The following is a 24,194-nucleotide window of genomic DNA, read 5'->3' on the forward strand; positions in this document are numbered from 1 at the left end:
CCTCCCGGGTACGTGCCAAGCGGCTGCCGCAGGCCTGTGCACGTGCCCGCCCCTGATCCCGATCAAGCTTTGCCACAGAAGCGCCGCCGATCCCGCTCACATGCCCTGCTTTCTCTTGAGCCTGGACGAGGCGGCAGGTATCTTGTTGGCCGCGCCAGCACCCTGGCCGCAGATTTCAGGCTGACATCATGATAAAGATTGCCCTCATCGACGATCACCAGATCGTCCGCTCCGGCTTTGCCCAACTGCTCAATCTCGAACCCGACCTGCGGGTGGTGGCCGAATTCGGCTCCGCCGCCGAAGCGCTGGCGGGACTGCCCGGCAGCGGCGTGCAGCTGTGCGTGTGCGACATCTCCATGCCGGACCAGTCCGGGCTGGATCTGCTCAAGCGCCTCCCTTCCGGCCTCGCCGTGGTGATGCTGTCGGTGCACGACAGCCCGGCGTTGATCGAGCAGGCATTGCAAGCTGGCGCCAAGGGGTTCCTCTCCAAGCGCTGCAGCCCGGACGAGCTGATCGCCGCGGTGCGCACCGCTGCCCATGGTGGCTGCTACCTCACCCCGGACATCGCCCACAAGCTGGCCTGCAACAGCCAGGATCCGCTCACCAACCGGGAGCGGGAGGTGGCGCAGCTGCTGGCGCGGGGCCTGGAGGTGAAGGCCATCGCCGAGCAGCTTGGCCTCTCCCCCAAGACGGTGCACGTGCACCGTGCCAACCTGATGGACAAACTGAAAGTCAGCAACAACGTCGAGCTGGCCCACCGCATGCTGGACAGCTGGTGATCCCCCGTCTTGCCAGCTATGTCGCCATCTCGCTGGCGGCCTGCTTCATCTTTGCCGCCGGCTGGTTCTGCCTGTGGAGCATCGGCCTGCACCTGGCGGGCTCGCCCATGCTGGCGGCCCTGCTGTTCCCCTTCGGCCTGCGTCTGGGGCTGCTGCTGCAAAGCCCTATCCCCTACTGGCCGCCGCTGCTGCTGTGCGAATCCCTGCTGCTCTACTGGCTCAACCAGGAGGTGGGGCTGCCGCTGTGGCCGCTCATTCAGGCGGGCAGCCTGCTCACCCTGCTGCCGCTGCTGATCGCCCGCCGCCAGCCGGTGCGCAACGACTGGCAACAGCTGCTGGTGCTGCTGGCCACCGTCACGGTGGCGGCGGGGCTACAATCCCTGCTCTGGCATCTGGCTGGCGAGGATGGCCTCACCGCACTGCTGCTCACCCTCACCGGCGGGCTGACGCTGACCTCCACCTGCATGCTGATCTGGCACTACCTCACCCGCGCCACCTGGGTGCCGCTCGGACCGACCCTGGTGGATCAACCGGTGGACTGGCGTTTTCGCCATCTGGTCTGGTATCTGCTGCTGTTCGTGCTGAGCCTCTGGCTGCAGCTAGGCCTGCCCGACTCGCTGGTGCGCTTCACCCCGTTTTGTCTGGCCATCCCCATCATGGCCATGGCCTGGCGCTACGGCTGGCAGGGGGCCCTGCTCGCCACCCTGATGAACACGGTGGCGCTGATGGCCGGCCAGGCCTGGCACGATCATCCACTCGATCTGCTGCTCTCCCTGCTGGCCCAGAGCCTCACCGGCCTGCTGCTCGGCGCCGGCATCCAGCGCCAGCGCGAGCTCAACCAGGCGCTGACCCGCCAGCTCGCCCACAATCGCCAGCTCACCGAGCGGCTGCTGGAGACCGAAGAGAGCATCCGCAAGGAGGTGGCGCGCGAGCTGCACGACGACATCGGCCAGACCATCACCGCCATCCGCACCCAGGCCGGCATCGTGCGCCGGCTCGCCCCGGACAATGCCGGGGTCGGCCAGAGCAGCGCCCTCATCGAGACGCTGTCGCTGGGCATCTACGACGCGGTGCGCGGCCTGCTCGGCCGGTTGCGCCCCCGCCAGCTCGACGACATGAGCCTGGAGCAGGCGGTACGCGGCCTGCTGCGGGAGCTGGAGCTGGAACGCCGCGGCATCGTCACCCGGCTCGAGTGGCAGCTGGCGGACGCCGGCCTCTCCGATGCCCAGCGGGTCACCCTGTTTCGGGTCTGTCAGGAGGGGCTCAACAACGTGGTGAAACACGCCAATGCCAGCTCGGTCACCATTCGGGCCCACCGCCAGGGCGAGCGACTGACTCTGCTGCTGGAAGACGATGGCTGCGGCCTGCCGGAACACCGCACGCCCCAGGGCTACGGCCTGCTCGGCATCCGCGAGCGGGTGCAGGCGCTGGGAGGCGCCTTGCAGCTCTCCTGCGTGCACGGCACCCAGCTGACCGTGACCCTGCCCGGCCGCAAACGGGAGGAGAGTCATGAGTAACACCCAGCCGCAGGGGAGAACTGCCTGATGCTCAGCTTCATGAGAAGCGCACCGCCCCAGCCCCTCATCCGCGATCAGGCCGAGATCGACGCCTGTTATCGCCACTGGCGGCTGCACATCTTGCTGACCATGTATCTGGGTTACGCGGTGTTCTACTTCACCCGCAAGAGTTTCAACTTCGCCATGCCGGACATGCTGGCCAGCGGCATGTTGAACAAGGCCGACATCGGCATGCTGTGGACCCTGTTCTACATCACCTACGGCTGCTCCAAGTTCTTCTCCGGCATCATCAGCGACCGCGCCAACCCGCGCTACTTTATGGGCCTCGGGCTGATGGCGACCGGGGTCATCAACATACTGTTCGGGCTCTCGTCGTCGCTGTGGCTGTTCGCCGCCCTCTGGGTGGCCAACGCCTTCTTCCAGGGCTGGGGCTGGCCCCCCTGCTCCAAGCTGCTCACCAGCTGGTACTCGCGCAGCGAGCGCGGCTTCTGGTGGTCGGCCTGGAACACGGCCCACAACGTGGGCGGCGCCCTCATTCCCCTCATCGTCAGCACCCTGGCCCTGCAGCACGGCTGGCGCTACGGCATGATAGTGCCCGGCCTTATCGCCATCCTGGCGGGGGTGTTCCTCTGCTGGCGACTGCGCGATACCCCGGCCGCCATGGGACTGCCCACGGTGGGCGAGTGGCGAAACGATGCCATGGAGCTGGCCCAGCAGACTCAGGATGCCGGCCTCTCCCATCGCCAGATCCTGCGCAAATACGTGCTCGGCAACCCCTATATCTGGCTGCTCGCCTGCTGCTACGTGCTGGTCTACGTGGTGCGCACCGCCATCAATGACTGGGGCAATCTCTACATGACCGAGCAGCGCGGCTTCAATCTGATGAGCGCCAACTCGGCCATCTCCATGTTCGAGGTGGGGGGCTTTATCGGTGCCCTGGTGGCGGGCTGGGGATCGGACAAGCTGTTCAACGGCAACCGCGGGCCGATGAACCTCATCTTCGCGGTGGGCATATTGCTGGCGGTGGGATCGCTCTGGCTGATGCCCTTCTTCAGCTACGTGATGCAGGCGGCCTGTTTCTTCACCATCGGCTTCTTCGTGTTCGGCCCCCAGATGCTGATCGGCATGGCGGCGGCGGAGTGCTCCCACAAGAATTCGGCGGGGGCCGCCACCGGCTTCGTCGGCCTGTTTGCCTACATGGGGGCGGCGCTCTCTGGCTATCCGCTGGCGAGGGTGCTGGAGATCTGGCACTGGCAGGGCTTCTTCGTGGTGATCTCGGTGGCTGCCGGCGTCTCCGCCCTGCTGCTGCTGCCCTTCCTCAAGGCGCAAGCGCCGCGCCCCCGCGAGGCCGGTTGACCGGCTAGGCTTGCGCCAGCCGGCAGACCCGGTTCTTGCCCTCCCGCTTGGCCTGATAGAGGGCTCGATCCGCCTGGCTGAACAGGGTGTCGAAGTGCCAGCTGTGCTGGCAGCGCACCAGCCCCATGCTGACGGTGATGCCGATCCCGTGCATGTCCTGCGCCGCCAGAGAGCGGATGATCTGCTCGCAGCGCTGCTGCTGCGCCACTTCATCCTCCTGCGGCAGCAGCAACACAAACTCCTCGCCGCCAAAGCGACTGGCCACCAGCTCTTGCTGAGCGCCGAGATAGGCCCCCACCGCGGCCAGCACCTTGTCCCCCATCTCATGACCATGGCGATCGTTGATCTGCTTGAAGTCATCGAGATCCAGCACCGCCAGGGCGCCGAACTCGGTCATCCGGCGCCGGGCCATCAGCTCCATGAAGCCGCGTCGGTTGAGCAGGCCGGTGAGCGGATCGTGGCTCGCCTGCTGGCGCAGGGCCAGTGCCCGGTACTGGGTGCAGAGCAGCAGCACCCCGAAGGTGGAGAGGTAGCTGCCCATCAGCATGGAGAGGAAGGGCAGCACGTTGACACCGCTCTGATCCATCAAGACTCTGGCGTCCCCCTGCAGCAGAAATGCCATGCGCAGCAGATTGAAGCCATAGAGCAGGATGTTGACCACGGTGAACACCAGTACGGCGGGCAGATAGGCGGGATAGCCGTGCCGCCAGATAAGAAAGACGATCACCGCCCCCAGCACCATGTAGCTCAGGCAGGCCAGCAGCACCCGGGGGGCCATCTGATCGTTGAAGGCAATGCTCCAGCTCAGGATCAGCACATAGCTCAGCATGAACCAGCCGCTGGCAGACCAGCTGAGGGGCTGGCCGAAGAAACGCTGCAGCGCCAGCGGCATCAGGGCGATGCAGACGGTGATCAGCAAATTGGCCAGCCAGATCCCCGCCAGACTCGGCATGAAGGCCTGCAGGGTAAAGAGGCTCTGGGCCGCCAGTGCGAACAGACTGGACCACCACCAGTATCCGAGTCCGGGGATCTCCCTGTGGGTCGACCAGATGATGGAGAGGGTGATGAAGCCGAGGCTGTAGCCACCCAGCGCCATGATCATCAGGGTGAATACATCCAGCTTGAGCAGTATTGAGGCGTCCATACCAGTGCCACTAAACGAAGGTAACTGAGTATATTGGAAGCGCAAAACAAGACCCAGCGGTGTCTGACTAAATCCTCAATTAAAAATCATCTGGTGGGTGGCAATTGCACTAAATAAATTCATTCGAATCTGTTTTTTGGCGCTTGGCGGCCAGGTGAGCAACAATTGACACTGCTGATGGCGGGCTGGCCTGTAACAAAATGTGCTGAATACATTTTTGGCTTGAACCCGCCTCATTAGATAGATATGTTGTTTTCGTGTGATTTTATGAGTGTCGCCACGGGGAAAAAGCGCCACTAACCTATTGAGTCATCTGGCACAATCGGAATTTGGTACATTTTTCACTCAATGAGCGGCAAATAGAATCTCATATGGGGCTTTTGCCTCAATCAAGACAATAATCCTGTCTTGCCCTGTTGCCGGATGCAGCAGTCTCTTGTGCCACGGAGTCGCACGGGATCAGGTTCAAGGCCGAACACACTTTTGACAGAGACGTCACTTATGATCAAAAAACTCATTCTTTCTACCCTGCTGCTGTGCGGGCTGGCCAACGCGGCGCCCACTTCCACCCTGGATGCCGTGCTGGAGCGCGGCGTGCTGCGGGTCGGTTTCGACGCCGGCTATCAACCCTTCGAAATGACCAACAAGCAGGGCCAATACATCGGCTTTGACGTGGATCTGGCCAAGATGGTCGCCAAGGAGATGGGCGTGAAGGTCGAGTTCGTCAACACCGCCTGGGATGGCATCATTCCGGCCCTCTTGACCGACAAGTTCGACGTCATCATGGGCGGCATGACCGTCACTCCCCAGCGCAACCTGCGCGTCAACTTTGCCGACCCCTACATCGTGGTCGGGCAGACCATCGTCCTGCGCAAGGACAAGGCCGGCGAGATCAAATCCTTCACCGACCTCAACGATCCCAAGTACAAGATCGCGGTCAAGCTCGGCACCACCGGCGAGCAGGCGGTCAAGCGTCTGATCCCGAAAGCCACCCTGCTGCAGTTTGAAACCCAGGATGACGCCAAGCTGGAAGTGATCAACGGCAAGGTCGACGCCTTCGTCTACGACCTGCCCTACAACGCCATCTTCGCCACCCAGAACAAGGGGGCCGTGGTGCACCTCGACAAGCCGTTCACCTTCGAACCGCTGGCCTGGGCCATCCGCAAGGGCGACCAGGACACCCTCAACTGGTTCAACAACTACCTGCGCCAAATCAAGGGCGACGGCAGCTACGACCGCCTCTACCAGAAGTGGTTCGAGTCCACCGCCTGGCTGAACCAGCTCAAGTAACCTCGCAAGGGGCGGCCCGCCGCCCCTTCACGCAGATCCCCACACAATAACTACAACGAGGTTGCGACAGTGCACAACCCAACAAGACAGATGGAAAAACAACCCAATCAACTGCTCTGGCACGGGATCTTCCTGCTGATCGTGCTGGCCGCCATCTTTGGCATCTACAAGGCCGTGCAATCGGTGGATTACACCTGGCGCTGGGAGCGGATCCCCCAGTACATCGCCTATCAGGCGGAACAGAAAAATTACGCCGAATTTGACGGTACCGTGGTCGCCGGCACCACCGAGACCGACAAGGGCAGACTGTTTTTGCAAAACGATCTCGATCCCAACCAGCGCCAAGCCATCGCCATCAGCGGCGGCCAGGTAGCAGAAGGGGACACCGTCTTTCGTGGCGACACCCTCGACACCCAGCTGAGCTGGACTGCCGGCCCCATCGCCTGGGGCGTCTGGGTCACGGTCAAACTCTCGCTGGTGGCGGGCATCTTCGCCATCCTGCTCGGCACCCTGGCCGGGCTGGCACGACTCTCCCCCAATCCCGCCCTGCGCAACCTGGCGGTTACCTACGTGGAGCTCATCCGCGGCACCCCGCTGCTGGTGCAGATCTTCATCGTCTACTTCTTCATCGGCACCGTGCTGAACCTCGACCGATTCACCGCCGGGGTGGCGGCACTGGCGGTCTTTACCGGCGCCTACGTGGCGGAAATCGTCCGTGCCGGCATCAGCTCCATCCACAAGGGGCAGATGGAAGCGGGCAGAAGCCTCGGCATGACCTCGGCCCAGACCATGCGCTACGTCATCCTGCCGCAGGCGTTCAAGCGGGTGCTGCCGCCGCTGGCGGGCCAGTTCATCAACCTCATCAAGGACTCCTCGCTGGTCTCTGTCATCTCCATCACCGATCTCACCAAGGCAGGGCGCGAGGTGGTGAGCTCCACCTTCAGCCCGTTCGAGGTGTGGTTCACCGTGGCCCTGCTCTATCTGGTGCTCACCGGTACCCTTTCCTTCCTGGTGCGTCGTCTGGAGGTGAAATATGCGCGCAGCAACTGATCCCATTATCAAGTCACAACCTGTGTCGAGAAGTTCTTCCATCACCGCCACCCCCTGCCCCTTCCCAGTGCATCGTCTGGAGGTGAAATATGCGCGCAGCAACTGATCCCATTATCAAGGCCAGCGGTGTAGAGAAGTTCTACGGCACCGAGGTGCACGCCCTCAAGAACGTCAGCACCCAGGTTGCCGAGGGGGAAGTGGTGGTGATCGTCGGCCCCAGTGGCTCCGGCAAGTCCACCTTCCTGCGCACCCTCAACCAGCTGGAGACCATCAACGACGGCAATATCGTGGTGGATGGCATCAGCCTGACCGAGCCGGGGGACGTCAACAAATTGCGGGAAGAGGTGGGCATGGTGTTCCAGTCCTTCAACCTCTTCCCCCATCTGAACGTGCTGGACAACATCTGCCTCGCCCCGCAGAAGGTGCGCGGGCTGTCGCGTCGCGATGCCGAAGACAGAGCCAAGGCCCTGCTGCTCAAAGTCGGTCTGTCGGCCAAGGCCGAGAGCTACCCCTCCCAGCTCTCCGGCGGCCAGCAGCAGCGGGTGGCCATCGCCCGGGCGCTCGCCATGCAGCCGCGCATCATGCTGTTTGACGAGCCCACCAGCGCGCTCGACCCCGAGATGGTGGGAGAGGTGCTGGACGTGATGAAGGGACTGGCCCGCGAGGGGATGACCATGGTGGTGGTCACCCACGAGATGGGCTTTGCCCGTGAGGTGGCAGATCGGGTGCTCTTCATGGAGAGCGGCGAGCTGCTGGTAGACGAGAAGCCGACAGACTTTTTCGACAATCCCCCCTCCCCGCGCCTGTGCCAGTTCCTGAGCCAAGTGCTGTAATAGCGCCGGCGATAAAAAGAAGAAGAGGGAGCCCATGGCTCCCTCTTTTTCTTAGCCGAAACCCTGTGTTTATCGGCTGAATCTGACTGGCTCCCTTATCAGTTCAGCGCGGGGACTTTCCCAGATAACGCTCCACTATGGTTCGGATCCCGTCCCGCTTCTTGAGTTCGTAGAGCCGCTTGTCGAACTGCTCGGCAAAGTCCTCCTTGAAGTCGAACTCCCCCTTGCGGCTGTAGCCGAGGAACCCCTGCTCCTTGCTGAGCACCGGCCCCTGCTTGAGCTGGGACATGTCGGCCACCGCCAGCTGGTTGCCCTTGATCATGTTGAGCAGCTCATAGAGCAGGGAGAGGCGGTCGTTGACGGTACAGTCCACCCGGCCGCGCACTATCTTGAGCAGGTTCTCCCGGTTGCTCTTCACCTCCTCCAACCCGATCTTCTGCTGCTGGACCGCCTGCCAGAAGGAGGCGCCACCGATGGTGAAACCGGCATTCATACCAAAGCGCAGCCCGTAGTAGTCGGCCGGGAACTGCGCCTGCGGGGTATTGACCGCCACCCCGGCGCCGCACATCACCACCAGCTCCTCGTCGAGCAGGGGTTGGGAGTAGGGCCACATCCAGGGGCGGCTGTCGGGCTGGTAGTAGGGCGGAAAGATGGCGAAGGCACTGCCCTGTTCCACCATGCTGAGACCCCGCCGCCAGGGCATGGCCTTGAGCACCACCTCGTACTCATCCATGGAGGCCGTCACGCTGCGCACTATGTCGGCATAGATCCCCTTCACCTCCTCCCCCTCCTGCCAGGAGTAGGGCGGATAGTTGGCATCGGCCAGGATCTCGCCCCGGGTCTTGGCCTGCGCCAGCAGGCAGACTCCCATCAACAAACAACACCACAGCCGCATCATCTGCCACTCCAGAGGTAGAAAACCTCATCAAGCATAGTCACTGCGCCATGGCTCAGAGGGCGATCACGCCCTTTCATGGCAATGCGTTTGCGGACTCCCGCCGCCAGCGTCAGACGGCGACGGTCACCGGGTGAAAATTGTTAATGAAAGATTAAATTCATCCTTTATGCTGGAGAGCAATTGCTCTGACTGGATACCCGACATGGATGTGCAACTGCTCCTGCTCTACCTCTCGCCGCTCTTTCTGGCCTTCATCGGCTGGGAGATGCTCTACCTGCGCAAACATGGCGCCGCCTATCCCACCGCCGGCTACCAGTGGAAGGATCTCTTCGCCAACGCTACCCTGGCGCTGATGCATCAGGGGGGTGACGCGCTGACGGCCATCGCCATCGCCTATCTCTACGACGCCCTCTGGGGCTGGCGGCTGCTGGATATCGATCTCAACCTCTGGAGCCTGCTGCTGCTCTTTTTGTTGCAGGATCTCTGCTACTGGCTGTTTCACTTCGCCAGTCACCATGTGCGCTGGTTGTGGGCCTCCCACGTGGTGCATCACAGCTCGGAGCGGCTCAACCTCTCCACCGCCTTTCGCCAGAGCCTGATGTATCCGGTCTCCGGTATGTGGCTGTTCTGGATCCCGATGATCCTCATCGGCTTCCCGCCCGGGGCGGTGGTGGCCACCGTGCTGCTCAGCCTGGGTTTTCAGTTCTTCGTCCACACCCAGGTGGTGGGCAAGCTCGGTCGGCTGGAGTGGGTTTTCAACACCCCCTCCCACCACAGGGTGCACCACGCCAGCAACGCCAAATACATAGATCGCAACTTCGCCGGCGTGCTCATTATCTGGGACAGGCTGTTCGGCACCTTCGTGGAAGAAGACCCGGCCGAGCCGTGTCGTTTCGGCATCACCAAGCCCATCCACAGCTTCAACCCGCTCACCCTCACTTTCCATGAGTGGCGGGACATGCTGCAAGAGGCCCGCGGCCTGCCCTGGCGGCAAAAGCTCGCGGTGCTGTTTGGCAAGCCGGCCGGTCACGCCAGCCGCTAACCCCTTGCCGCCGCTAAAACAAGTGCATGTCGCAGACAAAAAAAGAGCGCCCCTAGGCGCTCTCTTGCATTGCCGGTCACAACCCGGTCAGACGTGGGCAAAAGACCAGATGGCGGGGATCAGGCTCAGCAGCGTCACCCCGGCCAGCAGCCGTTCTCGCCCGCTGAGTCGCAGTTCGGCCCCCAGCTGGCGGCGGCTGTAGAGAAACAGCAGCAGACCCGGCCCGTACAGCAGCAAGGAGAGCAGCAGGTACTCCACCCCGGCGGCGTAGAGCAGCCAGAGGCCGTAACCGCTCGATACCAGCGCTACCGCACGCATCAGGCCATTGCCCTCCCCACGCAAGGAGAGCTTGAGCAGGAACAGACCGATCAACAGGTAGGGCACCAGGATCATCGAGGTGGAGATAAGCAGCAGGTTGGTGTAACCCTTGCCGAGCAGCCACACCAACAGCAGACAGCCCTGCACCGTCAGGCTGGTGAGCCACAGCGATGCAATGGGGGTCCCGTTGCGGTTCTGGCGCTGGAAGATGGCCGGGAAGGCGCCGTGGCGCGCCGCGCTGAACGGCACCTCGGCCGAGAACAGGGTCCAGCTCACGTAGGAGGCCAGCACCGAGACGATAAGGCCGACGCTGATGAGCAGCTTGCCCCAGGAGCCGGTCATCTGGGCCATCAGCCCCGCCATGGAGGGGTTGGGCAGGGCCGCGAGCTCGGGCCGGCTCAGGATCCCGAGCGCCAGCACCGAGATGAGCACATAGAGCAGCAGCGCCAGCACCACCCCGAGCACGGTGGCTGTGCCCACGTCCCGCTTGTTTCTGGCCCGGGCCGACAGCACCGCCGCCCCCTCGATGCCGGTGAAGACCCAGAGGGTGATGAGCATGGTGTTGCGCACCTGCTCGGAGACCGGTGTCGCCAGGGTACTGCCCTGCTGATCCGCCGCAAAGGTGACCGGGTCGAACCAGTAGCAGGCGAACAGGATGAACAGCAGCAGCGGCAGGCTCTTGGCCAGGGTCGCCACCAGGTTGAACAGGGCCGCCTGCTGCACGCCGCGGGCCACCAGCAGGTGCACCGCCCAGAGAATGCAGGACTCGCCGATGAAGGCCGCCAGGGTGTTGCCCTCGCCAAACCAGACCCGCTGCGGGGTGTCGACGAAGCTGCCCAGCGCCGCGAAGGCGATCACCAGATAGCCCACCACGCCGATGGTGGCACAGAGCCAATAGCCCCAGGCGGAGAAGAAGCCCACCAGATCGCCGAAACCGGCGCGGGCATAGCTGTAGATGCCACCGTCAAGATCCGGCCTTAACCGCGACAGATACAGAAAACTCATGGCGAGCGCCAGGATGCCCACCCCGGTGACGCCCCAGCCGATCAGCACGGCGCGGGCGCCAGCCACCTCGGCCATGTTCTGGGGCAGGCTGAAGATCCCCGCCCCCACCATGGAGCTGAACACCAGTGCGGTGAGGGACCAGAGCCCGATCTTGCTCTCTTTCATGGGCTCTCCTTAGCGCAGCCGGCTGGCCAGGGCCTGGATATGCTCTGGGCCTATGCCGCAGCAACCGCCGATAAGATTTGCCCCGGCCGTGCGCCAGCGCTCGGCCCAGCCGAGGTAATCCAGCGGCCCCAGATCGGTGCGGATCTCGTCCAGCCCGTCGTTGGCGGTCGCCTCCTTGGGCTGGGGCGGGAAGGCGTTGGCATAGGCGCCGAGCCGGATGTCGCTGCGACCCAGTGCCTGCAATGCGGCACCGGCCACCTTGAGTGCCCCTTCGATCACCTCGGGCTGACAGCAGTTGAACAGGATGGCGTCCACCCCGGCCGATGCCAGCGCGGTAACCGCATCGGCCACTCGCTCGCCGGAGCGCAGGGTCGGCTCACTGCCCGGCGCCTCGTCTTCCAGGGTGAAGGAGACCCAGAACGGTTTGCCATCCTCGGGCAGCAGGGCCCGGATGGCCAGCGGCTCGGCGATGAGGCTCATGGTCTCCGCCAGCCAGAGATCCACGTGGGGGGAGAGCGCCCGGATAAGCGGGGTCGCCAGCTCGCTCACCCTGCCCGCGTCGAACAGGTCGGCGCGGTAGGAGCCAAACAGCGGCGGCAAGGAACCGGCCACCTGCACGCGACCCGGCTGCTCGTCGGCCACCTCGCGGGCCAGCTGACCGGCCAGGGCCGCCAGCCCCTCCCCCTCTGCCGCAAAGCGCGCGTCACCGATATGAAACGGCACCAGCGCATAGCTGTTGGTGGTGATGACGCGGGCCCCGCTCGCCACATAGGCCTGATGCACCTCGCGCACCGTCTCGGGGGCCTCCATCAGGGCCAGCGCCGACCACTCCGGCTGGCGAAACGGCGCACCCCGCCGTGCCAGTTCGCGTCCCATGCCACCATCCAGTATCCACAATGCCTGCGTATCCATCTGTCTCGTCTCTTGTTTGTTGTTTTGTTGTGCGGGTCTGTGCGCATTATCCATTGCGCCTGCCCCGGTCGTGCGGCAGCCCGTCGCCTTCATCACCCGGGATAAAATCAGCCATAAAAACATATAGATGTTTAGATGGCTAAAGTAAGATAAAGCAAAGCCGGGCCGACGGCAACCGGCATCACCACAAATCCACAAGCCGCAGAGGGGAAGCGGTAAAGAGAGAAAGCAAAAGGCCACCCGAAGGTGGCCTCTTGTGGCGACAGGTGCACTGGCGGCTCAACGTCCGGCCAGTACCCGCTTGGTCTGCTTGACCCAGTCGGACACCCGACCCTGCTGGGGATACCCCTGCCAGATCTGCTCCCACTGGGCGGGGCTGAGCGGGCGGCCCAACCGGCGCTGCACCCCGGCATAGAGGTAGTCGTGAGCCGTGGTGCGTGCCTGGGCGGAGGTGAGGAACTTGGCCACCGGATCGGTCAGGCGCACGTCCCGCATGCCGAGCAGCGGGTAGTCGCTGTGCACCGCCGCCAGCATGGTCTCGCGCATGGCCGATTCGATGTAGCCACGGGCAAACAGGGCGGTCACCGACTCGAGCGAACCTTGATCCGGGCCGTGATACTCCTCGTCGAACACCGGACTCGGCTCCGCAACGGCGCTTTGCACCACCGCATCCGGGTCCTGCTGCGGCACCACCACGGCCGCCTTGGGGGCTGCCGGTTTGGCGACTGTGGTGGCCTTGCGCGGAGCGCTCTGGCTGCAGGCACCGAGTGCCAGGGCGAGCGCCACACAGGCCAGCGCACGGGAATGAGACTGCATCTTCATGATTGCTAACTAGCTCCTTTTACGATTCCTGAGCGGGTTTCTCGGCCGGCGTGGGCTCGACCCGGGTGACCAGCAGCTGGTCAATCTTGTAGCTGTCGATGTCCACCACTTCGAACTTGTAACCGGCGTATTTGACCGAGTCGGTTCGCTTGGGGATCTTGCGCAGCATGTACATGATGAAGCCGGCGATGGTTTCATAATTCTGGTTTTCCGGGAACTCCTCGATGTCGAAGGCGCGCATCACGTCGGAGATGGGGGTCACCCCGTCCACCAGCCAGGAGTTCTCGTCCCGCTGCACGATCTGCTCTTCCACCACGTGGGTGGCCCACTCGCCCATCACGGTGCTCATCAGGTCGTTCATGGTGACGATCCCCACCACCAGGGCGTACTCGTTCATCACCACGGCAAAGTCGCCACGATGGTTCTTGAAGTACTCCATCGCCTCGTAGAGATTGAGGGTGTCGGGGATGATGATGACGTTCTGCACCAGCGAGCCGCTGTTGAGATCGATGCTCTGGCCGCTGATGACCCGGATCAGCAGCTCCTTGGAGTCGACGAAGCCCTTGATGCTGTCGAGGTTGTGGTCACACACCAGGAACTTGTTGTGGGGGTGTTCGGCAATCTTGGCCTTGATGCTCTCCTCGCCCTCTTGCAGGGTGAAGTAGATGAGGCTCTCGCGCGCGGTCATGGCGGAGGTGACGCCGAGGGACTGCAGCTCGAACACGTTCTCGATGAGCTGGTGCTCCTCGCGCTGGATGACGCCCGCTTCGGCGCCCGCATCCATCACCGCATAGATGTCGTCGGAGGTGATCTCGTCGTTGCGCACCATGGAGATGCGCAGCAGGCGGAACAGGCCGTTGGCCATGCCGTTGAACAGCCACACCAGCGGCATCAGCAGGGTGACGCACAGCAGCATGGGGCGCACCACCACCACGGCGATCCGCTCCGGCATGGTCATGGCGAGGCGCTTGGGCATCAGATCGGCGATCAGGATGAACATGCCGGTGACGAACACGAAGGAGGCAGCCGAGCTGATCTCGCCAAGCCAGGGCCCCTGATAGAACTCGGAGATGAACTCCTTGATGGCCGGGTTCAGGGCAGACTCGCCCAGGATACCGCCCAGAATGGCGACGGTGTTGAGCCCGATCTGCACTACGGTAAAGAAGTTGCCCGGCTGGGCCTGCAGTGCCAGTACCTTTTCGGCATGGCGGTTGCCCTCATCGGCCATCACCTGCAACTTGATCTTGCGGGAGGCGGCGAGGGAGATCTCGGAGAGAGAGAAGAACACGCTGCCGGCGACCAGCAGCATCAGGAAAAATAAACTATCGGCAAAACTCATGATTAACCTATTGCAACAGCCGCCTTAGCACAAGACGGCAAACTGGGCCCGGGAGACCGGACCGTGAGTCAATCCAGGACTCACACAGGGGGCATATTCTAGCAGAAAAGCGCCAAGCGGGTGGCGATATCTTGCACTGACTGAAAAGGCAACAAAAAAGGCGCTCAAAGCGCCTTTTTATGCATCTCAGACTCACCCTTTCCCCAGCAGGGTGCCCAGATCGTCCGCCTTGGTGTGGCGCACGTCCTTGCCCTTGACGTAATAGACGATGTACTCGCAGATGTGCTGGCAGCGATCCCCCACCCGCTCGATGGCCCGCGCCGCCCACAGCACGTTGAGTACCTGGGGGATGGTGCGCGGATCTTCCATCATGTAGGTCATCAGCTCGCGGATGATGGACTCGTACTCCCGATCCACCTTGTCATCTTCCTTGTAGACCGCCAGCGCCGCATCCAGATCCATGCGGGCGAAGGCGTCCAGCACGTCGTGCAGCATCTTGATGGTGCGGCGCCCCATGTTCTCCAGCGACACCAGCGGCGGCTGCGGCTTGTTGGCGTTGTCGGTCAGCATGCGGGCGATCTTGTCCGCCACATCGCCGATGCGCTCGAGATCGGTGATGGTCTTGATGATGGCCATCACCAGCCGCAGGTCGGAGGCGGTGGGCTGGCGCTTGGCGATGATGCGGGTGCACTCCTCGTCGATCGCCACTTCCATGGCGTTGACCTTGTGGTCGTTGGCCACGATCTTGCGCGCCGCGTCCAGATCCTGATCGTGGATCGCCGCGATGGCGTCGGTCAGCTGCTGCTCCACCAGCCCGCCCATCACCAGCACCTGGTTGCGCACGCTCTCGAGCTCGGCATTGAACTGACCGGAGATGTGTTTGTTGAGGTTCATATTGTCCATACAAATAATCCTTGATGCTCCGAGTATGCCTTAGTCGTTGAACTGACCGGTAATCTGTTTGTTGATGCTCATCTTGCTCATCTTGCTCATCTTGCTCATCTCCATCACCAGCATCCCTTAGCCGTAACGGCCGGTGATGTAGTCTTCGGTCTTCTTCTTGGCCGGGGTGGTGAAGATGGTGTTGGTGTCCGAGTACTCGATGAGCTCGCCCATGTACATGAAGGCGGTCTGATCCGAGACCCGCGCCGCTTGCTGCATGTTGTGGGTCACGATCACCACGGTGAACTGGCTCTTGAGCTCGTTGATCAGCTCCTCGATGGTGAGGGTGGAGATGGGGTCGAGCGCCGAGGTCGGTTCATCCAGCAGCAGCACTTCCGGCTCGATGGCGATGGCACGGGCAATCACCAGTCGCTGCTGCTGACCACCGGAGAGACCGAAGGCGTTGTCGTGCAGGCGATCCTTCACCTCGTCCCACAGGGCCGCGCCGCGCAGAGAGCGCTCGGCCGCCTCGTCCAGGGTGCGACGGTCGTTGATGCCCTGCAGACGCAGGCCATAGACCACGTTCTCGTAGATGGATTTGGGGAAGGGGTTGGGACGCTGGAACACCATGCCCACCTGACGACGCAGGGCGGATACATCGACGCTCTTGTCGTAGATGTTGTGTCCGTGCAGCTGGATTTCGCCCTCGATGCGGCAGATCTCCACCAGATCGTTCATCCGGTTGATGCAGCGCAGCAGGGTGGACTTGCCGCAGCCGGAGGGGCCGATGAAGGCGGTGACCTGGCCCTTGGGGATCTTCATGTTGACGTTGAACAGCGCCTGCTTGTTGCCGTAGTACAGGTTGAGATCCTTCACTTCCAGCGCGGTCTGCTCCGGGCTCAGGTTGAGCAGGTCGGTCGCGGTGTGCTGGCTGGATGCGGTCGTTACGTTGATCATCTGTTACCTCAAAATCTGTCGGTGGCGGCGGGCACTCTCATTGCCCGCGGCCGGAACGCTTGGCTGGCAGGGAACCCCGTTCCCTACCCGTCTCTGTGGTGCTGGTCTATCAATGTTCCAGCGACCGGAATTTCTCACGCAAGTGGTTGCGGATCCCGATGGCCGTCAGGTTGAGGCCGACGATCACCGTCACCAGCAGGAAGGAGGTGGCGTAGACCAGCGGGCGCGCCGCCTCGACGTTGGGGCTCTGGAAGCCGACGTCATAGATGTGGAAGCCCAGGTGCATGAACTTGCGCTCCACGTGCAGGTACGGGAAGTTGCCATCCATCGGCAGGGTCGGCGCCAGTTTCACCACCCCCACCAGCATCAGCGGCGCCACTTCACCGGCCGCGCGGGCGATGGCCAGGATGAGGCCGGTCATGATGGCCGGGCTAGCCATCGGCAGCACGATGCGCCACAGGGTCTCGGCCTGGGTGGCCCCCAGTGCCAGCGAGCCCTGGCGGATGGTGCTCGGGATCCGGGCCAGCCCCTCTTCGGTGGAGACGATCACCACCGGCAGGGTCAGGATGGCCAGAGTCAGCGCCGACCAGATGACGCCAGGGGAGCCAAAGGTCGGGCTCGGCAGCGCTTCGGGGTAGAACAGCTGGTCCAGCGAACCACCGAGGGTGTAGACGAAGAAGCCCAGACCGAACACGCCGTACACGATGGAGGGCACACCCGCCAGGTTGATCACCGCGATGCGGATGATCTTGGTCAGGCTGTTCTTGCCCGCGTATTCGTGCAGGTAGACCGCCGCCACCACGCCGAGCGGGGTCACGATGATCGCCATCAGGAACACCATGAACACGGTACCGAAGATGGCCGGGAACACCCCGCCCTCGGTGTTGGCCTCGCGCGGATCGTCGGAGACGAACTTGCCGATCTGGTGGAACCAGTAGCCCACCTTGGCCGGCAGACTCATGTCGTTGGGCCACACCACATCCAGCACCTTGGACATGGGCATGGTCACCAGTTCGCCACGCATGTCCTTGACCGTGATGCTGTCTCTGTCCGCCTGGGCACGCAGGGAAAAGAGTTCTTTTTCCAGCACCTGATAATGGTCGTTGAGGGCCTGACGCTCGCTCGCCAGCTCGGCTTTAAGCTGATCGGTCAGCTTGTCGTCCAGCTCGGCCTTGCGCTCTTTGAGTCGCAGCCGCTCCAGCTGATAGTTGATGCTGCCGATGTCGCCTTTCTGCAGATCGTCGGCCTGCTCGGAGAGACCGTTGGCCCGTGCCAGCACCCGCTGCAGGGCAGGATGCAGGTTCTCGGTCAGCGCCTTGCCATCCTCTTTCACCCCGACGATGTAGCCGTAGAAGTTGCCGTTGGTGGCACGCTCCACCATGGCCAGCTCGGTCGGCAGGCTCTGGGACTTGATGTCGGTCTCCAGTACCCAACGGAAGTCCAGGTCGACGAACTCGCGGTTGCCGGTCTTGACCAGATAGCGGGTCAGCAGCTCGCGCTCTTCCCCCTCCAGCGGCAGGCCGGCGGCTCGCAGCCGCTCTACCGGCACCAGCTCGCGGTCGTTGATTTCGCCGATCAGCACGCTCTTGTTGCCCTGGGCGTCTTCCAGTTGCCACTCATAGATGGGATGGGGCCAGAAGTAGACCAGACCACGCCAGCCGATCAGCAGCAGCAGACCCAGTACCGCTACCAGACTCAGGCTGACGGCGCCGCCGGTCATCCAGATCCAGGGGGCCCCCGATTTAAACCACTTACCCATTGTCGATTCCTCGGTCCTTTCAGAGCAGCCCATCACAGAGAGCTGTATTTTTCACGCAACCGCTGACGGATGAACTCGGCCAGGGTATTGAACAAGAAGGTGAACACGAACAGCACGAAGGCAGCGAGGAACAGCACTCGATAGTGCGAGCTGCCCACTTCCGATTCCGGCATCTCCACCGCGATGTTGGCGGCCAGGGTGCGCAGCCCCTGGAACATGGAGAAGTCCATGATGGGCGTGTTGCCGGTGGCCATCAGCACTATCATGGTCTCGCCCACGGCGCGGCCAAGGCCCATCATCACCGCCGAGAAGATGCCCGGGCTCGCGGTGAGGATCACCACTCGGCTCAGGGTCTGCCACGGGGTGGCCCCCAGTGCCAATGAGCCCTGGGTAAGGTGCTTGGGCACCGAGAAGACCGCGTCTTCGGCGATGGAGAAGATGGTCGGAATGACCGCGAAGCCCATGGCGATGCCCACCACCAGCGAGTTGCGCTGGTCGAACTTGATGCCCATCTCGTGAGTCAGCCAGATGCGCGAATCCCCATGCATGAAGGCGTTCTCGATGAGCGGGCTCACCGCGAAGGCGCCCCAGCCAATCAGCAGCAGCACCGGGATCAGCAAGATGGCGTGCCACCCTTCCGGCAACCAGGATTTGCCGCGCTCCGGCAGGTAGTTCCAGATCAAGGCGGTCAGCAGCATTCCCATCGGCAGCAGGATCAACAGCAGCACCACCCCGGGCAGCGCCCCTTCGATGATGGGGGCCAGCCACAGACCGGCTAGGAAGCCGAGGATAACGGTCGGCAGCGCCGCCATGATCTCCACCGTCGGCTTGACGTATTTGCGCAGCCCCGCCGACATGAAGTAGGCGGTGTAGATGGCGCCAGCGACGCCGAGCGGCACCGCAAACACCATGGCATAGAAGGAGGCCTTGAGGGTGCCGAACACCAGCGGCACCAGGCTCAGCTTGGCTTCGAAGTCGTTGCTGGCGGAGGTGGACTGCCACACGTACTGGGGCTCGGGATAGCCTTCATACCACACCTGTTGCCAGAGGGCCGACCAGGTCACCTCAGGGTGCTCGTTCTCCACTGCGAACAGCTTGAAGGTATCCCCCTGCTGCATCAGCAGCACGTTGTGACGGGGGGAGATGGCCAGGGCCGACAGCGCGCCGCCCTCCACCTTCTCGCTCAGCAGCTTGGTCTCGCCGGTGGCGTGGAAGAAGCTGACGGTGCCCTCTTTGTCGGCACTGATGAAGCCCTTGCGAAAGTGCTCCGGGGTCAGCTGCGCCACGGCACCATCGCCCTTGAAGTCACGGATCTGGGTGAACTGGCGCTTGCCATCCCGGGCCACTTCGAACCACTGGGAGATGACGCCGTTGTCATTGCCCACCAGCAGCGAGGAGGCGCCGGAGAGCAGCTCGACCCGGGTCACGTTGGCGTTGGGAGCGTTTATCTCCATGACATCGCGCAGGGAGATGTCATTGAGGTTGTGAATGTCGTAGACGGAGAGGCGGTTGCCTTCGCGCACGAACAGAATGCGCAGGTTGGGGGTCAGCAGCATCTGATCCACATGACGCGGCAGGGACGGGATGCTGTAGTTCTGGGCGATCCACTCGATGTCACCGGAGAGGAAGTTCTCCTCGCCACTCATCACCGCCATCACGCCACGACCATCGGCGGTCACGGCGGCGGTGGCCATCTTGTCCTTGGTGGCTTCAAACACCATGAGCGTCAGCGCCTTGCCCTGGGGGTCCACCACCACCGGCTCTTCGCCGAAGGGGGACTGCAGGCTGGGCTCGATGACCCGCACGTCGTTGGGATAGGAGACCTTGAAATAGGGCTGCACCACCTGGGCCTTGCCATCTGCAAAACCATAGGCGATGAGCTTCTGGCCTGGCGCGGGAGGGGCGACGGCGGTGATGTCACCCTTCACCTGCGCCTGACCCAGCACCTGGCCCACCTTGACCTTGCCATCCCCCTGGACGGCGAAGAAGTTGACCTGGCCTTTGTCGCTGAAGCGATAGCCAATCTCGTTCTGCTCTTCCACCCCGAGCCAGGCGGTCTTGCCCGCCACGGGCAAGGTAAATGACGCGGTCGGCTCCATCGTGGCGCCATTGAAGATGGGTTTCACCACATAGAGCAGGTAGAAGAAAATGAGCAACAGGGCAACCAGTACCAGAGCACCACCCGTGGTGACCCCGTACTTGGCCAACTTATCCTTGATACGGCGCTTTCTGCTGCCCGCCATACCTAAGTTTATCGATTCCGATGACATGCAAAACCTCAATGTGAGCTAGGCTTGGCGGCATTATATGGCGGTTGCATGACAGTTTTGTTACATCAAAGCCCTCTGGGAAGAGGTTATTTTGAAGGGGAATTCAGACCAGGATCCGCTGACAAACAGCATTGCCAACCATCTGTTTTATAAGAAGATATAGAAAAATATAACGCGCGAAGGCGGCCTCGCCGACTTCGCCGTTCTCAGTCGGCGGGGCCGCCGCTTTGTTGCAGTGCCAATCTGGCGGCCTTTTTCTCGGCGCGCCGCCGCCGGAAGAAGTCCGACAACTGGGCCGAGCAGGCATCGGCCAGCACACCGCCGGTCAGTTCGACCCCGTGGTTATGGCGCGGGTTCTGCAAGATCTCGAACACCGAACCCGCCGCGCCGGTCTTGAGATCACGGGCGCCATAGACCACCCGTTTGACCCGGCTGTGGATGAGGGCACCGGCGCACATGCAGCAGGGCTCCAGCGTCACATAGAGGGTGGTATCGAGCAGACGGTAGTTTTGCAGCCGAACGCCGGCGGCCCGGATCGCCATCACTTCGGCATGGGCACAGGCATCGTGCTCGCTGATGGAGCGGTTCCAGCCCTCCCCCACGATCTCGTCACCCAGCACCAGCACAGCCCCGACCGGGATCTCGCCGATCCCCTCCGCCCTTTCGGCCAACGCCATGGCATGGCGCATCCAGCGTTCATCCTGCTCGCACTGGCTCACTGATTCTGTGACGTCTGATGGTTTCACACCCTGGTTCCTCTCTGTGACGGGTTGCTGGCGATGCACTTACAGCTTGATTGCCTGCCGACCATTGGCCGCAACCGGGTAACGCCGCCAAGCAGCGTGATGGCGGGATCCCCGGCAATACGGGGCGGCGATTATGCCAAATCTGCGCCACAGCCCCAAGTCGCATCTTGCCTGCACAATAAAGAAGCAGTCAGCATCTCCCTGATAAAAAAGGAGTTGCACCCATTTGCTCAGATCATTAGACTTCCCTCCGTCAGCTCGAACTGACCTCGTCGGTGTGTAGCGCAGCCAGGTAGCGCATCTGCATGGGGTGTAGAGGGTCGGAGGTTCGAATCCTCTCACACCGACCAATTTCCCCGAAAATAGCCCAGTCTCGCGACTGGGCTATTTTTTTGCCTGCTTTAATATTCCTGCCGCAACTGTCGCAGCGCATCAGCAGACCGTCTGAATGCTCTTCCTGGGTGAACCTGTCGCAGAGTCACCACACAGTTGTGGTACAAATTTCATTCAGAACCGCTTGAAACCTTTCAAGAGTCCCGCTAGGATACGCAACTTTTCCGCCGGCAGTTCAAACAGGGAGGTGGGAGCGCGGGTGACGGAGTCACCGACCGGCTTGCAATCAATGAGGCAAGCACCCATGACCAAAGCAGTTGAAACACAGCCCGAGTACGCCCCCCTGCCCCAACCGGCTACCGAGTCCGCAACCAATCAGTATGCCACCGAACACGGCCCGGTCGTGCGGCTCGATGTCGTCGATCTGGCGGCCCCGGACGATGATTACTGAGCCGACGGCGCAGACATGCCGCTCTTGAACTACCGGGAGAAAATGGCAGTGGCACTGGAAATGGCGCCCCGTTTTACCTCCTTTGAGGGCCAGGATGGCCCGCTGACACAAATAACAATAAAATGCTACAAAACTAAACAACAGTAGTCATATCCACTACCACATCCCCTCCCTGCCCCCAGGCTCCTCATCCACCCAAGTGATACAAACCTACGTTATTGCGCCTCACTTTCTCATCCTCTGCCGACCAGATCCCATTCGACCCCTCTTGGCCATTTCAGTTTTAAACAAACGTTCTCTCCTCAACACCAGCAGGAGTTACATGCCTGCTGGGTTTACATCTTTCATTTCATACATGTGTTTTTTAGAAGCTTGGAGTTAGGTCGGGATTTGTTTTTGCATTTGTAATTTTATTACGTAATAACTTACACCCCTGCGTCCCTATCCCCCCTCACCATCCGCCACCGGCAGGGGATGAAAAACAAGAGCATAACCATCTGCATAGAGTTTTTACGCTAATCACATAAATTCTTTATAAACATCAACTTAACATCATGACCAAAACGTGCGTTTTAAAAAACCTGTTGACGAATAGAGCAATATTTCGCACCTTATGAATCGTGTTACCCCGTTGTTACGGGAAGTTTGAAAAAAACAGGGATCGACTTTAGTCGTAGTTAATTAGTTCAAAATGTAATTCTCAAAGGAGTGAACCCTATGTCGGCACCGGCCCAGACCCACTGCAGCGCTCGTCTGCGCATCCAGGGCGAGACGCATCCCGATTACGCGCAAATTCTGACGCCGGATGCGGTGGCCCTGGTATCCGAACTGGTGGAACGCTTTGCTCCCCAACGGGACGAATTATTGAAACAACGTGTGGCGCGCCAGGCCCGCATCGACGGCGGCGAGCTGCCCGATTTTCTGCCTGAAACCGCCCACATCCGCGCCGGAGACTGGACGGTGCGCGGCATTCCCGCCGACCTGCAAGATCGCCGCGTGGAGATCACCGGCCCGGTCGAGCGCAAGATGGTGATCAACGCCCTCAACACCAACGTCAAGGTGTTCATGGCGGACTTCGAGGATTCACTGGCACCGGCCTGGAACAAGGTGATCGAGGGTCAGATCAACCTGCGCGATGCGGTCAACGGCACCGTCTCCTACACCAGCCCGGAAGGTAAGGCTTATACCCTGAACGCCGATCCGGCCGTACTCATCTGCCGGGTGCGCGGTCTGCATCTGCCGGAAAAACATGTCACCTTTGATGGCGCTCCCATACCCGGCGGCCTGTTCGACTTCGCTCTCTACTTCCTGCACAACTATCAGGCGCTGCTGGCCAAGGGCTCCGGCCCCTACTTCTACGTACCCAAGCTGCAGAGCCACCTGGAAGGGCGCTGGTGGAGCGAAGTGTTCGCCTGGACCGAGGACAAATTCGGCCTGCCCCGCGGCACCATCAAGGCCACCGTGCTGATCGAAACCCTGCCGGCGGTGTTCGAGATGGACGAGCTGCTCTATCAGATGAAGGATCACATCGTCGCCCTCAACTGCGGCCGCTGGGATTACATCTTCAGCTACATCAAGACCTTGAAGAACCACCCTGATCGCGTCCTGCCGGACCGCCAGGTAGTGACCATGGACAAACCCTTCCTCTCCGCCTATTCCCGGCTGCTGATCAAGACCTGCCACAAGCGCGGCGCGCTGGCCATGGGTGGCATGGCGGCCTTTATCCCGGCGAAAGATCCTGCCGTGAATGAACAGGTATTTGCCAAGGTGAAGGCGGATAAAGAGCGTGAAGCCAACAACGGCCACGACGGTACCTGGGTGGCCCACCCCGGCCTCGCCGATACCGCCATGGCGGTGTTCAACGCCGCCATCCCGGCTGGCGCCAGCAACCAGATCGGCGTGCTGCGCGAGCAGGATGCCCCCATCACGGCCGCCGAGCTGCTGGCCCCCTGCGAGGGTGAGCGCACCGAGGCGGGCATGCGCACCAACATCCGGGTGGCGCTGCAATACCTGGAAGCCTGGATCAACGGCAACGGCTGTGTGCCCATCTACGGTCTGATGGAAGACGCCGCCACCGCCGAGATCTCCCGCACCTCCATCTGGCAGTGGATCCGACACGGCAAGAGCCTGTCGAACGGCAAGGTGGTGACCAAGGATCTGTTCCGCCAGATGCTGGCCGAGGAGCAGGAGGTGGTCAAAGCCGAAGTGGGGGCCGAGCGCTGGCAGGCAGGCCGCTTCGCCGAGGCGAGCGAGCTGATGGAACAGATCACCTGCGCCGATACACTGATCGATTTTCTGACGCTGCCCGGTTACGAGCGGCTCTGAA

20 protein-coding genes and 1 tRNA gene are annotated in these 24,194 nt (G+C 62.1%); 10 read left to right on the plus strand and 11 right to left on the minus strand.

Annotation, left to right across the window (positions count from 1 at the left end; translation table 11 throughout):
• Window positions 1-188 precede the first annotated feature (188 nt).
• The 3 genes from uhpA to PG900_RS12100 are packed head-to-tail and all read left to right on the plus strand — an operon-like array spanning window position 189 to window position 3,652.
• Window positions 189-779 carry a transcriptional regulator UhpA gene (gene uhpA / locus PG900_RS12090; RefSeq protein WP_011706601.1) on the plus strand — a complete coding sequence of 197 codons (591 nt, stop codon included), beginning with the start codon at window positions 189-191 and terminating at the stop codon, window positions 777-779.
• The gene (gene uhpB, locus PG900_RS12095; protein WP_045527422.1) at window positions 776-2,296 is read left to right on the plus strand and encodes a signal transduction histidine-protein kinase/phosphatase UhpB; all 1,521 of its coding nucleotides are present in this window, start codon (window positions 776-778) and stop codon (window positions 2,294-2,296) included. Before uhpA ends, uhpB begins: the two co-directional genes overlap by 4 nt.
• A gap of 27 nt (window positions 2,297-2,323) precedes the next feature.
• Window positions 2,324-3,652, plus strand: coding sequence for an MFS transporter (locus tag PG900_RS12100; RefSeq protein ID WP_270831521.1), 1,329 nt, complete (start codon window positions 2,324-2,326; stop codon window positions 3,650-3,652).
• 4 nt (window positions 3,653-3,656) lie between these two features.
• Here the strand turns inward: PG900_RS12100 and PG900_RS12105 are convergent, their stop codons facing one another.
• Window positions 3,657-4,796: a GGDEF domain-containing protein gene (locus tag PG900_RS12105; protein WP_106552892.1), complete on the minus strand. Its 1,140-nt coding sequence runs from the start codon at window positions 4,794-4,796 to the stop codon at window positions 3,657-3,659.
• 501 nt (window positions 4,797-5,297) lie between these two features.
• Here PG900_RS12105 and PG900_RS12110 point away from each other — a divergent pair.
• From PG900_RS12110 to PG900_RS12120, 3 genes are all read left to right on the plus strand, one after another.
• Window positions 5,298-6,086, plus strand: coding sequence for a transporter substrate-binding domain-containing protein (locus PG900_RS12110; protein WP_016351298.1), 789 nt, complete (start codon window positions 5,298-5,300; stop codon window positions 6,084-6,086).
• 90 nt (window positions 6,087-6,176) lie between these two features.
• A complete protein-coding gene (locus PG900_RS12115; protein ID WP_162275735.1) occupies window positions 6,177-7,136 on the plus strand; it encodes an amino acid ABC transporter permease in 960 nt (319 codons plus the stop codon).
• Between the two features lie 89 nt (window positions 7,137-7,225).
• On the plus strand, window positions 7,226-7,969 hold the full coding sequence (locus tag PG900_RS12120; RefSeq protein WP_029303963.1) for an amino acid ABC transporter ATP-binding protein: 744 nt from the start codon (window positions 7,226-7,228) through the stop codon (window positions 7,967-7,969).
• Between the two features lie 103 nt (window positions 7,970-8,072).
• On the opposite strand, the gene PG900_RS12125 is transcribed toward PG900_RS12120, so the two are convergent.
• On the minus strand, window positions 8,073-8,840 hold the full coding sequence (locus PG900_RS12125) for a substrate-binding periplasmic protein (protein ID WP_270831607.1): 768 nt from the start codon (window positions 8,838-8,840) through the stop codon (window positions 8,073-8,075).
• Between the two features lie 229 nt (window positions 8,841-9,069).
• Here PG900_RS12125 and PG900_RS12130 point away from each other — a divergent pair, with 229 nt between their 5' ends.
• Window positions 9,070-9,909: a sterol desaturase family protein gene (locus PG900_RS12130; RefSeq protein WP_270831522.1), complete on the plus strand. Its 840-nt coding sequence runs from the start codon at window positions 9,070-9,072 to the stop codon at window positions 9,907-9,909.
• An 87-nt stretch (window positions 9,910-9,996) separates the two neighbouring features.
• Here PG900_RS12130 and PG900_RS12135 read toward each other — a convergent pair whose 3' ends face one another.
• The 9 genes from PG900_RS12135 to tadA all read right to left on the minus strand — a co-directional run bounded on the left by PG900_RS12135 (window position 9,997) and on the right by tadA (window position 21,084).
• A complete protein-coding gene (locus PG900_RS12135; protein WP_270831523.1) occupies window positions 9,997-11,397 on the minus strand; it encodes a basic amino acid/polyamine antiporter in 1,401 nt (466 codons plus the stop codon).
• A 9-nt stretch (window positions 11,398-11,406) separates the two neighbouring features.
• On the minus strand, window positions 11,407-12,309 hold the full coding sequence (locus PG900_RS12140; RefSeq protein WP_270831524.1) for a homocysteine S-methyltransferase family protein: 903 nt from the start codon (window positions 12,307-12,309) through the stop codon (window positions 11,407-11,409).
• Between the two features lie 279 nt (window positions 12,310-12,588).
• The gene (locus tag PG900_RS12145; RefSeq protein WP_024944846.1) at window positions 12,589-13,131 is read right to left on the minus strand and encodes a hypothetical protein; all 543 of its coding nucleotides are present in this window, start codon (window positions 13,129-13,131) and stop codon (window positions 12,589-12,591) included.
• A gap of 19 nt (window positions 13,132-13,150) precedes the next feature.
• Complete coding sequence (locus PG900_RS12150) at window positions 13,151-14,470, minus strand: hemolysin family protein (protein ID WP_011706614.1); 1,320 nt, start codon at window positions 14,468-14,470, stop codon at window positions 13,151-13,153.
• A 192-nt stretch (window positions 14,471-14,662) separates the two neighbouring features.
• Window positions 14,663-15,373 (minus strand): phosphate signaling complex protein PhoU, encoded by a 711-nt coding sequence (phoU, locus tag PG900_RS12155; RefSeq protein WP_005334097.1) that lies wholly within the window; start codon window positions 15,371-15,373, stop codon window positions 14,663-14,665.
• 117 nt (window positions 15,374-15,490) lie between these two features.
• Complete coding sequence (gene pstB / locus PG900_RS12160; protein WP_011706615.1) at window positions 15,491-16,309, minus strand: phosphate ABC transporter ATP-binding protein PstB; 819 nt, start codon at window positions 16,307-16,309, stop codon at window positions 15,491-15,493.
• Window positions 16,310-16,418: 109 nt separating this feature from the next.
• Window positions 16,419-18,068, minus strand: coding sequence for a phosphate ABC transporter permease PstA (gene pstA / locus PG900_RS12165; protein WP_077095386.1), 1,650 nt, complete (start codon window positions 18,066-18,068; stop codon window positions 16,419-16,421).
• A gap of 32 nt (window positions 18,069-18,100) precedes the next feature.
• On the minus strand, window positions 18,101-20,338 hold the full coding sequence (locus tag PG900_RS12170) for an ABC transporter permease subunit (protein WP_270831525.1): 2,238 nt from the start codon (window positions 20,336-20,338) through the stop codon (window positions 18,101-18,103).
• A gap of 206 nt (window positions 20,339-20,544) precedes the next feature.
• Complete coding sequence (gene tadA, locus PG900_RS12175; protein WP_106552931.1) at window positions 20,545-21,084, minus strand: tRNA adenosine(34) deaminase TadA; 540 nt, start codon at window positions 21,082-21,084, stop codon at window positions 20,545-20,547.
• Between the two features lie 273 nt (window positions 21,085-21,357).
• Here tadA and PG900_RS12180 point away from each other — a divergent pair.
• From PG900_RS12180 to aceB, 3 genes are all read left to right on the plus strand, one after another.
• A tRNA-Pro gene (locus PG900_RS12180) sits at window positions 21,358-21,434 on the plus strand.
• Window positions 21,435-21,721: 287 nt separating this feature from the next.
• A complete protein-coding gene (locus PG900_RS12185) occupies window positions 21,722-21,868 on the plus strand; it encodes a hypothetical protein (protein WP_162837656.1) in 147 nt (48 codons plus the stop codon).
• Window positions 21,869-22,585: 717 nt separating this feature from the next.
• Entirely contained in the window at window positions 22,586-24,193 is a 1,608-nt protein-coding gene (gene aceB, locus PG900_RS12190; protein ID WP_270831526.1) for a malate synthase A, read from the plus strand.
• The last annotated feature ends 1 nt before the right edge of the window (window position 24,194 follow it).

Origin of the sequence: Aeromonas sp. QDB03, assembly GCF_027707985.1 — a bacterium.
GTDB lineage: Bacteria > Pseudomonadota > Gammaproteobacteria > Enterobacterales > Aeromonadaceae > Aeromonas > Aeromonas hydrophila.

Bases quoted from the DNA above. Each gene is read 5' to 3' on its own strand.
- pstA (WP_077095386.1), bottom strand. From the start codon at position 18,068: ATGGGTAAGTGGTTTAAATCGGGGGCCCCCTGGATCTGGATGACCGGC.
- PG900_RS12185 (WP_162837656.1), top strand. From the start codon at position 21,722: ATGACCAAAGCAGTTGAAACACAGCCCGAGTACGCCCCCCTGCCCCAA.
- PG900_RS12125 (WP_270831607.1), bottom strand. From the start codon at position 8,840: ATGGGAGTCTGCCTGCTGGCGCAGGCCAAGACCCGGGGCGAGATCCTG.
- PG900_RS12115 (WP_162275735.1), top strand. From the start codon at position 6,177: ATGGAAAAACAACCCAATCAACTGCTCTGGCACGGGATCTTCCTGCTG.
- aceB (WP_270831526.1), top strand. From the start codon at position 22,586: ATGTCGGCACCGGCCCAGACCCACTGCAGCGCTCGTCTGCGCATCCAG.
- phoU (WP_005334097.1), bottom strand. From the start codon at position 15,373: ATGGACAATATGAACCTCAACAAACACATCTCCGGTCAGTTCAATGCC.
- PG900_RS12110 (WP_016351298.1), top strand. From the start codon at position 5,298: ATGATCAAAAAACTCATTCTTTCTACCCTGCTGCTGTGCGGGCTGGCC.
- pstB (WP_011706615.1), bottom strand. From the start codon at position 16,309: ATGATCAACGTAACGACCGCATCCAGCCAGCACACCGCGACCGACCTG.
- PG900_RS12105 (WP_106552892.1), bottom strand. From the start codon at position 4,796: ATGGACGCCTCAATACTGCTCAAGCTGGATGTATTCACCCTGATGATC.
- PG900_RS12145 (WP_024944846.1), bottom strand. From the start codon at position 13,131: ATGAAGATGCAGTCTCATTCCCGTGCGCTGGCCTGTGTGGCGCTCGCC.
- PG900_RS12135 (WP_270831523.1), bottom strand. From the start codon at position 11,397: ATGAAAGAGAGCAAGATCGGGCTCTGGTCCCTCACCGCACTGGTGTTC.
- PG900_RS12140 (WP_270831524.1), bottom strand. From the start codon at position 12,309: ATGGATACGCAGGCATTGTGGATACTGGATGGTGGCATGGGACGCGAA.
- PG900_RS12120 (WP_029303963.1), top strand. From the start codon at position 7,226: ATGCGCGCAGCAACTGATCCCATTATCAAGGCCAGCGGTGTAGAGAAG.
- PG900_RS12100 (WP_270831521.1), top strand. From the start codon at position 2,324: ATGCTCAGCTTCATGAGAAGCGCACCGCCCCAGCCCCTCATCCGCGAT.
- PG900_RS12130 (WP_270831522.1), top strand. From the start codon at position 9,070: ATGGATGTGCAACTGCTCCTGCTCTACCTCTCGCCGCTCTTTCTGGCC.
- PG900_RS12150 (WP_011706614.1), bottom strand. From the start codon at position 14,470: ATGAGTTTTGCCGATAGTTTATTTTTCCTGATGCTGCTGGTCGCCGGC.
- PG900_RS12170 (WP_270831525.1), bottom strand. From the start codon at position 20,338: ATGTCATCGGAATCGATAAACTTAGGTATGGCGGGCAGCAGAAAGCGC.
- uhpA (WP_011706601.1), top strand. From the start codon at position 189: ATGATAAAGATTGCCCTCATCGACGATCACCAGATCGTCCGCTCCGGC.